At 41.0% G+C, this 9,848-nt stretch carries 9 protein-coding genes; 7 read left to right on the top strand and 2 right to left on the bottom strand.

The genetic code is table 11. From position 1 onward, the window contains the following. Window positions 1-402: 402 nt before the first annotated feature. Both BXY_RS00345 and BXY_RS00340 read right to left on the bottom strand, forming a co-directional pair. Entirely contained in the window at window positions 403-1,014 is a 612-nt protein-coding gene (locus tag BXY_RS00345; protein ID WP_008640641.1) for a helix-turn-helix transcriptional regulator, read from the bottom strand. Further along, window positions 1,004-1,708, bottom strand: coding sequence for a hemerythrin domain-containing protein (locus BXY_RS00340; protein ID WP_032841758.1), 705 nt, complete (start codon window positions 1,706-1,708; stop codon window positions 1,004-1,006). Before BXY_RS00340 ends, BXY_RS00345 begins: the two co-directional genes overlap by 11 nt. A gap of 210 nt (window positions 1,709-1,918) precedes the next feature. Between BXY_RS00340 and BXY_RS00335 the strand changes: the two genes are divergently transcribed. The 7 genes from BXY_RS00335 (at window position 1,919) to BXY_RS00305 (ending at window position 9,827) form a co-directional block, all read left to right on the top strand. After that, window positions 1,919-3,094, top strand: coding sequence for a phosphoribosylaminoimidazolecarboxamide formyltransferase (locus BXY_RS00335; RefSeq protein WP_008640643.1), 1,176 nt, complete (start codon window positions 1,919-1,921; stop codon window positions 3,092-3,094). 134 nt (window positions 3,095-3,228) lie between these two features. Further along, on the top strand, window positions 3,229-3,735 hold the full coding sequence (gene fldA / locus BXY_RS00330; protein WP_008640644.1) for a flavodoxin FldA: 507 nt from the start codon (window positions 3,229-3,231) through the stop codon (window positions 3,733-3,735). Window positions 3,736-3,768: 33 nt separating this feature from the next. After that, window positions 3,769-4,131: a DUF2023 family protein gene (locus BXY_RS00325; protein WP_008640645.1), complete on the top strand. Its 363-nt coding sequence runs from the start codon at window positions 3,769-3,771 to the stop codon at window positions 4,129-4,131. 391 nt (window positions 4,132-4,522) lie between these two features. After that, the gene (locus BXY_RS00320; RefSeq protein WP_015530947.1) at window positions 4,523-5,863 is read left to right on the top strand and encodes a hypothetical protein; all 1,341 of its coding nucleotides are present in this window, start codon (window positions 4,523-4,525) and stop codon (window positions 5,861-5,863) included. Between the two features lie 26 nt (window positions 5,864-5,889). Beyond that, complete coding sequence (locus BXY_RS00315; RefSeq protein WP_008640647.1) at window positions 5,890-7,044, top strand: imelysin family protein; 1,155 nt, start codon at window positions 5,890-5,892, stop codon at window positions 7,042-7,044. Window positions 7,045-7,154: 110 nt separating this feature from the next. After that, window positions 7,155-8,585, top strand: a complete 1,431-nt coding sequence (locus tag BXY_RS00310; protein WP_008640649.1) for a di-heme oxidoredictase family protein — start codon at window positions 7,155-7,157, stop codon at window positions 8,583-8,585. Between the two features lie 27 nt (window positions 8,586-8,612). Next, the gene (locus tag BXY_RS00305; protein WP_015530945.1) at window positions 8,613-9,827 is read left to right on the top strand and encodes a porin; all 1,215 of its coding nucleotides are present in this window, start codon (window positions 8,613-8,615) and stop codon (window positions 9,825-9,827) included. Window positions 9,828-9,848: the final 21 nt, after the last annotated feature.

The raw sequence follows: 9,848 nt of genomic DNA, 5'->3' as shown, positions 1-9,848 counted from the left end.
CCCTTATTATATAGCTAAATAATACTTTCCATTCAACCCACTATGTTGCAACATACTTAAAGCTGTATACATAAAAAAAACGAGCTAATTCTTTTTATAGAATCACTCGCCACTACATCAGAAAAGCCAAAAGGCTTTTCCATAGTACCTCAAATTTCCTGAAAACTAATCTTCTTTTTACCTAAAAACCTCTTACCTATTGTTATCCTTTTACCTTCTATTAAAAACTTATCCTATTGAATAAACTAAAAAACTTTTAATACCTTAAAATGTCTAATCTAATACCTTTTTAATATTTTCTTTTACCTTTATAAACTAACAGCAATTTCTCAACTGCTTTGCAAAGGTACGAACATTTTTCGTGTGCGCAAACGGTTTTGTATTTTATAACACTTTCGCAGGCTATAAATCTTTCACATCATTCAACGTAACCAGCTTATTTACAATAGCATAAATAGTCAAACCGGCAGCACTATGTATTTGCAATTTTTTGCTAATATTCCTCCGGTGCGTGATAACGGTATGAATCGACAAGAACAGCTTTTCCGCTATTTCCTTATTCGTCATCCCCTTCACCACACAGATGACAATTTCTTTTTCCCGCTGACTGAGTGTATCCTGATTATCCATCTCTTCTTCTTCAGAAACAACATTCAATAAACCGGCTATTTTCTTGGAAAGAGTTTCCAAATCATCGAATATTGAAATAGACTCATCATACTTACCCAACAATGAAGCATCTACAAAAGAAGTAACCAGGGCTATTAAACGTATCCTTTTACCGGATATTTCCTCCCGGAATTTAGCGACATCAAAATAATCACCAAAAGCAGGATTGACAATCAACATCTCAGGACATTGCGTCCGGACACAATCGTGTAAAGCTTCAACAGACAGCAATTCTATCGGTTGCACTTTTACGTTGGAAAGACGCTTCAATGCAGCAGTCAATCCACCACGAATAATCACAGAAGTTTCTGCAATAGCAATTCGAACGACTTCGTTATTTTTCATTTTCCCTCATCCTCCTTTCCAAGTTCAGAATAGCAGGAACAAAAATATAATCCTCCACCTTGCAATGAGATTCCAGTCCGGCTTCGCAAGCATATATATCAAAAAGAGCCGCATTCAGAAGATTCTCATTTGCCTTGGCAGGACAATATTTTATAATGATATTTTTTAGTTCTGTCAACTTCTCCCCTACCTGATCGTGATGCTTGGAAAAGGTACTGATCTGGTAGTTTTTGGGAGCATTTCCCTTAATCAATGAATCGACATACTTAAAGACGGTTTTCTCTTCATAATCCATGTGCTTACGCACTTCCCGCGTATATTCATCAAAAAACTTGAGAATAAGAAAAGCGACATCGTCCTGCGAACAGTCGATTGCCTCGATCAGTTTACGACGAATAGCCGGAAGAGAAAAATCAAGAAAATAAATATGCGCCTGCCGCAGATAATCAATCAATGCAGGTATGGAAATATCATCTTTATCCCCATCAAGCCGGGAAAAGCCTTCGGCCATAAAGTTGACAACAATCAGAAAGGTCCGACAGTCCACTCCATTTAGTTCACAAACTTCTTTGACTGTTTTGTCACCAAATCCCAACGAAAGTCCAAAACGACTCATCACTTGCAACAAAGAATAATTATCGCTGATGAGATCGATCATCTTATCAGTTGGCTTGTATTTCTGTAAATTATCCATCATACCTATTATATATTAGAGATTGCAAAGAAACGGAATATTTTGCTGAAATACAATCATCATTTATAGGTATTTTATGCCCTCATTCGTTAGCAAATACTAATTATATGCTACTATTTTGTGGCACAACTTTAGGCAAGCTAGTCTTTTTTTAGTAATTTTGTCGCTATCTATTTGTAATTAGTAACTCGTAATTTTATATTTAATAAAATGGCAAACGAACTCGAACTGAAATACGGCTGCAACCCTAATCAAAAGCCTGCCCGTATCTTCATGAAAGAAGGAGAACTCCCCATCGAAGTATTGAATGGACGTCCCGGTTATATCAATCTGCTGGATGCGTTCAACAGTTGGCAATTAGTGAAAGAACTAAAAGAAGCTACCGGACTGCCGGCTGCCGCGTCTTTTAAACATGTCAGCCCTGCGGGTGCTGCCGTTGCGGTAGAAATGAGCGACACGCTGAAAAAGATTTATTTCGTAGATGACATGAAGCTGTCCCCATTGGCCACAGCATACGCACGTGCACGTGGCGCAGACCGTATGTCATCTTACGGAGATTTCATCGCATTGTCCGACACTTGCGACGAAGAAACAGCACGTATTATCAACCGTGAAGTGTCCGACGGCGTAATTGCCCCCGACTACACAACCGAAGCGCTGGAAATTCTGAAGAATAAAAGAAAAGGGACTTACAATGTAATAAAGATAGATCCCGCATACCGTCCGGCCCCTATCGAACACAAAGATGTATTCGGAGTAACTTTCGAACAAGGAAGAAATGAATTAAAAATTGATGAGAGTCTTTTGAAAGAGATGCCTACGCAAAACAAAGAAATCCCTGCTGATGCAAAACGTGACTTAATCATTGCCTTAATCACTTTAAAATATACGCAATCCAATTCGGTATGTTATGCCAAAGACGGACAGGCGATCGGTATTGGTGCAGGTCAACAGTCACGTATCCACTGCACGCGTCTGGCAGGAAACAAAGCGGATATCTGGTATTTACGCCAACATCCGAAAGTGATGAACTTGCCATGGATTGAGAAAATCCGTCGTGCAGATCGTGACAACACAATTGACGTTTACATCTCGGAGGATTATGACGATGTATTGGCAGACGGTGTTTGGCAACAGTTCTTCACAGAAAAGCCGGAAGTGCTGACACGTGAAGAAAAACGGGCATGGCTGGATACAATGACAGGCGTAGCTTTAGGATCAGACGCATTCTTCCCATTCGGAGATAATATAGAACGCGCACATAAGAGTGGCGTCAGCTACATTGCACAACCGGGTGGCTCCGTACGTGATGACCATGTGATTGAAACTTGCGACAAATACAATATGGCAATGGCATTTACAGGCATCCGCTTGTTCCACCATTAAAAAATATCGACTTTTTTTATTCCATACATCCCCATTTATAATGAGAAGGAAACAAATCTTCCATTATAAATGGGGATTTCCTATTTCTTCAAGACCCTCTATCTTTGCAGCGTTACATTAAAAACGAATCAAAGATGAATAAAATTGGTGTATTTTATGGTTCCACAACCGGAACAACAGAAGACCTTGCCCACCGAATTGCAGAAAAATTAGATGTACCCTCGGCACATGTATTTGATGTTTCCAAACTAACAGAGGCATTAGTCAATGAATATGACGTATTGGTGCTCGGCTCTTCTACCTGGGGAGCAGGCGAACTTCAGGACGACTGGTATGATGGAGTAAAAGTTTTAAAAAAATGCGATTTATCTCATAAGTCTGTAGCCCTGTTCGGTTGCGGCGACTCTGACTCGTATAGCGACACTTTCTGTGACGCAATAGGTATTCTTTATGAAGACTTGAAAGATACCCATTGTAAATTCTGTGGAGCAACAGACACTGCAGGCTACACATTCGACTCTTCTATCGCTGTTGTAGACGGCAAGTTTGTAGGGCTTCCGCTTGACGAAGTCAATGAAGACAATAAGACAGACGAACGTATCAGCGCATGGGTTGAACAAGTGAAACAAGAAATCAGCTAATTTTACCTTAACATAAAAAGAATACTTTGCATCATGGCAACTGAAAGAATCATCCCCGGCGAAATCCGGATTTTTCTTAATCACATTTATGAGTTTAAGAAAGGCGTACGCAACATGGTACTTTATACAATGAGTAAAGAGCACGAAGAATTTGCCATCCGCCGATTGAAAAATCAAAAGATCAGTTATATGATACAGGAAGTAGGCACCAATAAAATCAACCTGTTCTTTGGAAAGCCTGAATGTATGGAAGCCATGCGGCATATCATCATTCGCCCCTTAAATCAACTGACAGCCGAAGAAGACTTTATTTTGGGGGCCATGCTGGGATATGACCTCTGCCAGCAGTGCAAACGGTATTGCAGCAAAAAAGAAGGTATAAAGATGGCAGTTTAAGCAATAACCTTAGCATAAGTTTAGCTTTGTTTGTATGTAGTTTGTCTTGAGTCGGATCGTTTCTGAAAAGAGCAATTTCCTGATGGTAGATATATCCAAAAAGACTGGTTGTGAAGGAAACGATTCACTCAAATACAAACAAAAGCGATGATGAAATAAACAAGAAGGACAACTCTACACATTAACAACAGGCAAAGGTATATATCAGTAAAAATTACCACACTAATATATACCTTTGTCTTTTTTATTCTCTCAATACTTATCTTTCTTTTACTCTTTAGTCTCAAATTACCTACATATACTGAATTTAAGAAATAACTATGCCTAGTATTAGGTATTGCCACATTTTTTAACCTCATCTAACTTTGCAACCGATAAAATTATTAAAAAGATGAGAAAAATAACCGCAATCGTTATTCTATGTCTCCTGCCTTCTCTTTCAAATTCAGCACAGGAGACAAAAGAAATTTCCAAAAATAGTAATTCTTCTTCTACAGAAGATTATACTAAATTCCGTTTTGGTGGATATGGTGAAATGGTCGCTAATTTTAAAGATTATGGCATCAACCGTTTCTATGGAGGAAACGATGGTAATCCAAAGAAAAACAGGAATACCATTTCAATCCCCCGTTTCGTTTTAGCTTTTGATTATAAGTTTAATTCCAAATGGATACTCGGTGCAGAGATTGAGTTTGAATCCGGTGGAACAGGTACAGCTTTCGAATTAGAAAACACCGAAAACGGTGAATACGAAACCGAAGTTGAAAAAGGAGGAGAAGTGGCTATTGAGCAATTTCACATCACACGTTTGATTCATCGCTCCCTCAACGTGCGTGCCGGACATATTATTGTTCCGGTAGGACTGACCAACGCACACCATGAACCGATCAATTTCTTCGGAACTTCACGTCCGGAGGGTGAAACCACCCTTCTGCCCTCTACCTGGCATGAAAATGGTTTGGAAATCTTTGGTTCCTTTGGAAAAGGTTATGCCAGTTTTGACTACCAAGCTATGGTTGTAGCAGGTCTGAACCCTAACGGATTCGATCGCAATACATGGGTAGGCAGTGGTAAACAGGGAATTTTTGAAGAAGATAATTTCACTTCTCCCGCATATGTATTCCGCTTGGACTATAAAGGAGTTCCCGGCTTACGTGTAGGTGCCTCATTCTATTATTGCGCAGATGCAGGAGCCAATTCCGACAAGGAACAGACTTATTCAAGCTATGGAAAAATTCCGGTAAGAATCTTCACCGCAGATGCACAATATCGCAATAAATATGTAACGGCACGTGGTAATATTTTATATGGAAATTTAGGAAACTCTTTGGGAGTGAGCCAAGCAAATGTCAAGTTATCCAATAAATCACCGTACAGTCGTCTGGCACCGGTAGCTAAGAATGCTGTAAGCTATGCAGCAGAAGCCGGTATCAATATCCGCTCAGTCTTCGGAGGCAATAAAAAGATTCCGGTTATCTATCCATTTGCCCGCTATGAATACTACAATCCACAAGAAAAAGGAGAAAAAGGGCAAACGATGGAAAAACGCTGCCAAGTAAGTATGTGGACAGCGGGATTAAATTGGTATGCGTTGCCAAACTTAGTGATAAAAGCTGACTATGCCACCCGTCAGATTGGTACCAACAAAGTTTTTGGCGTTTCAAAAGCATATAACAGTGAAAACGAATTTTCCATTGGAATAGCCTATATAGGATGGTTTATCAAGAAATAACAAATAATCAATTATTTAATTTTTATATGATGAAAACAAAATTCTTTTATGTTGCAGCCCTCATATGGGGATTAGCATTTACAACTACTTCTTGTAGCAGTGACGATGACAACCCGACAGTAGATCCTGCTAACATCGATTACACTTCTGAAAACGCATCAAGCTGGCATAACTACATGAGAAATGTAGCAGCACTTTTAAAAACAGATGCAACCAATCTTTATAACGCATGGAACTCAAGTTATAAAGGAGGCGACAGTTATGCTTCTCTCTTTAAGGCTCATAACGGTTCTCCTTATGCAAGTGCATTGAGCTGTGTAGAAGAAATCGTAGATAAATGCGCGGAAATTGCCAACGAAGTCGGTACCGCCAAGATTGGTGATCCGTACAACTTATACAAAGCGGGAAATACAGAAGAAGCATTGTACGCTGTGGAATCCTGGTACAGCTGGCATTCACGTGATGATTATACAAACAACATTTACTCCATCCGGAATGCGTATTACGGTTCTTTAGACGGCAGTATAAATGCTAACTCTTTATCAACTGTAGTCGCCGGTGTTAATCCATCCTTAGATACTAATGTAAAGAATGCCATTCAAAAAGCGGCAAAAGCCATTCAGGATATTCCGCAACCTTTCCGTAATCATATACCCAGTAATGAAACAGTAGCAGCAATGGATGCTTGTGCCGAACTGGAAAGTATATTGAAGAATGACTTAAAATCTTATATTGCCAATAATGCCAACAACATCAATACCGACGCCGTACTGAATCCTGTGGTAATGCAATATGTAGATGCAGTAGTAGTACCTACCTATAAAAGCTTGAAAGAAAAGAACGATGCTCTCTACAATGCAGTAATAGCTCTTGCAGACAACCCGTCAAATAGCGCTTTCGATAAAGCCTGTGAAGCTTGGATCACCGCACGTGAGCCATGGGAAAAGAGCGAAGCCTTCTTGTTCGGTCCGGTAGACGAGATGGGACTTGATCCTAACATGGACAGCTGGCCTTTAGACCAGAATGCCATCGTGCAAATTCTGAATTCTCAAAGCTGGAGTGATCTTGAATGGAATGAAAATGATGATGAAGCCGCTGTTGAGTCGGCACAGAATGTACGCGGTTTCCACACATTAGAATTCCTTCTCTACAAAAACGGTGAACCACGTAAAGTACAATAAAGACTTATCTTAGCTAAGATATTATTGAGAAGTAAAGGTTGGAAGTCAATCATCCACCTTTACTTCTTTGGTATGTTTAAAACATATTATTGAAATAAAGTCAATAAACAATGAATCACTTTCTAAAATATTCATTCTCTATTTTTTGCCTGTTGGCATGCTCAGCCTGTGATGACGACGGAATTGGCGTATTGGATATCGAAATCCCGGAAGGCTATGCCCTGTCAGCCGGAACATCAACCATTTTCTTGAGTTCATCCGTTGCTTATGATACGCCTGCAGATTGGATAACAGGAGCATATGACGTACGCTTCACCCGAGGCGACAGGCTATATGACGATGTACGTACAAGCAACAACGGGCATGGTGGCGGTCTCGGACCTGTTTATGCCGGTTACTCGTGCGGCAGCTGCCACCGGAATGCAGGGCGCACTAAACCCTCTTTATGGACAGAGGGCGGATCGGGCAGCTATGGTTTCTCCTCCATGCTGGTTTACATATCCCGTAAGAACGGAGCTTTCTTTCAGGATTATGGCCGTGTGCTTCATGACCAGGCAATCTACGGAGTACAACCGGAAGGCAAACTATCCGTAGAATACACTTACGAAACATTTTCTTTCCCTGATGGAGAAGCCTACACGCTTTGCAAACCGCAGTATAGCATATCCGAATGGTATGCCGAAGAGATCAAACCGGAAGATTTGTTTTGCACCGTACGTATTCCATTACGTCACGTAGGTATGGGACAGATGATGGCATTAGATCCCATTGAAATTGAAGCACTCGCAGCAAAAAGCAATTATCCCGAATATGGAATCAGCGGACGATGTAATTACATCACCGAACGGGGAGTAAGATGTCTGGGATTGTCCGGCAACAAAGCCCAACATGCCGATTTAACGGTAGAGTTAGGATTCTCCAGTGATATGGGTGTTACCAACAGCCGCTATCCGGAAGAAATCTGCGAAGGACAAACGCAAGTCAACCAAGGCAGCATGATGGGACTTTCTTATGACCAGTTGGATGTCAGCACAGAAGAGATGGAAAATGTAGATCTCTATATGCAGAGTCTCGGCGTACCCGCCCGGCGTAATATAAACGATCCGCAAGTAATCAAAGGGGAACAAAACTTTTATAAAGCCAAATGTCATCTTTGTCATGTGACGACCCTGCATACCAAACCACGCGGTACTGTGTTATTAAACAATACCCAACTCCCGTGGCTGGGCGGTCAGACCATTCACCCTTATTCCGATTATCTGTTACACGACATGGGTTCGGAAATTATGGGAGTCGGCCTGAATGACAACTACGTAAGCGGCCTGGCACGTGGAAACGAATGGCGCACTACCCCTCTTTGGGGAATTGGCCTGCAAGAAAAGGTCAACGGGCATACTTATTTCCTACATGACGGCCGTGCCCGCAATCTGACAGAAGCTATCATGTGGCATGGCGGAGAAGGAGAAGCATCGAAGAACTTATTTAAAAACATGAGTAAAGAAGACCGCGATGCGCTGATCGCATTTTTAAATTCACTTTAAACTAAAAGTAGTATATACAAAGCAATTATGAAGAAATTTATAATCATTGCCATGCTGACTGCCATCATGCCTTTGGCTGCAATGGCGCAACATGAAGAAGATACAGAAAATGGTGTAGTATCATTGGCTGGAAGAGAAGGATTCACGATCGAAACCAAGAAGGGAGATTTCGTATTCAAACCCTATCTGCTCGTACAAACCAGTGCAAACTTCAATTGGTACGACGATGAAGGACTAGATAAGGCATATAATCAGGATAACATAGCCAACTCCGGTTTTTCCGTTCCTTACGCTGTACTCGGGTTCACCGGAAAGGCTTTCGATAAAATATCTTTCAACCTTTCCATCAATGCGGCAGCCAGCGGAGGCGCATTACTTCAACAGGCATGGTTTGATGTTCAGCTGAAAAAGCAATTTGCCATCCGGGTCGGTAAATTCAAGACTCCGTTCTCACATGCCTATCTGACAACACTGGGAGAAACATTGTTACCCAATTTACCAGTATCACTCACTGCTCCCGTTATCCTCCCCTACTCCTTGAATGCGGTAACACCTAACATTGGCACCGGATTCGATTTAGGGGTAGAGATTCACGGTTTAGTGGCTGACAAATTCGGGTATGAAATCGGTCTATTCAATGGTACGGGCGCTTCTGTCAACACCGCGACAAAGACATTCAGCGATGACTGGCACATTCCGTCTTTACTGTATGCCGGACGTTTCACTTATATGCCGAAGGGAGTGATGCCTGCCACACAGGGAAATCCGAACAGGCTGAATGAAGACAAAATTATGTTTGGTATTTCTACTTCTATTAATGTAGAAAGTGAAAATGAAAGTACCAATGATTATCGTGCGGGATTAGAGTTTGCAATGCTAAAAAACAAACTTTATCTGGGTGCTGAAGTTTATTATATGAATGTAGGTTTTACAAAAAGACAAAAGATTTCCGAGTCATATAATTACCTGGGCGGTTATGTACAAGGTGGTTATTTTATAGCTCCCCGCCTGCAGGCAGCCGCACGTTATGATTTCTTCAATCGTAACGGAATGGACACCAATGGTTTCCTGAATATGCCAGCCGTAGGCATGAACTATTTCTTCAAAAACTGCAACTTGAAGTTACAAGCTATGTACCAGTATATTGCCCGCAAAGGTCATGACACCCAACTCGATCGGGATAACGATGATTTAGGTTTGGCAGTACATTCGGCCAGTATTCTACTTCAATATACATTCTAAATAGCACAAGAAAGGATTTGT

Origin of the sequence: Bacteroides xylanisolvens XB1A (assembly GCF_000210075.1) — a bacterium.
Lineage (GTDB): Bacteria > Bacteroidota > Bacteroidia > Bacteroidales > Bacteroidaceae > Bacteroides > Bacteroides xylanisolvens.
Note: the sequence above shows the minus strand (reverse complement) of the source record. Positions and strands in the feature narration are given on the sequence as shown.

Coding starts and splice junctions, on each gene's coding strand:
- BXY_RS00315 (WP_008640647.1), top strand. CDS start 5,890: ATGATGAAAACAAAATTCTTTTATGTTGCAGCCCTCATATGGGGATTA.
- BXY_RS00320 (WP_015530947.1), top strand. CDS start 4,523: ATGAGAAAAATAACCGCAATCGTTATTCTATGTCTCCTGCCTTCTCTT.
- BXY_RS00340 (WP_032841758.1), bottom strand. CDS start 1,708: ATGGATAATTTACAGAAATACAAGCCAACTGATAAGATGATCGATCTC.
- fldA (WP_008640644.1), top strand. CDS start 3,229: ATGAATAAAATTGGTGTATTTTATGGTTCCACAACCGGAACAACAGAA.
- BXY_RS00335 (WP_008640643.1), top strand. CDS start 1,919: ATGGCAAACGAACTCGAACTGAAATACGGCTGCAACCCTAATCAAAAG.
- BXY_RS00345 (WP_008640641.1), bottom strand. CDS start 1,014: ATGAAAAATAACGAAGTCGTTCGAATTGCTATTGCAGAAACTTCTGTG.
- BXY_RS00310 (WP_008640649.1), top strand. CDS start 7,155: ATGAATCACTTTCTAAAATATTCATTCTCTATTTTTTGCCTGTTGGCA.
- BXY_RS00305 (WP_015530945.1), top strand. CDS start 8,613: ATGAAGAAATTTATAATCATTGCCATGCTGACTGCCATCATGCCTTTG.
- BXY_RS00325 (WP_008640645.1), top strand. CDS start 3,769: ATGGCAACTGAAAGAATCATCCCCGGCGAAATCCGGATTTTTCTTAAT.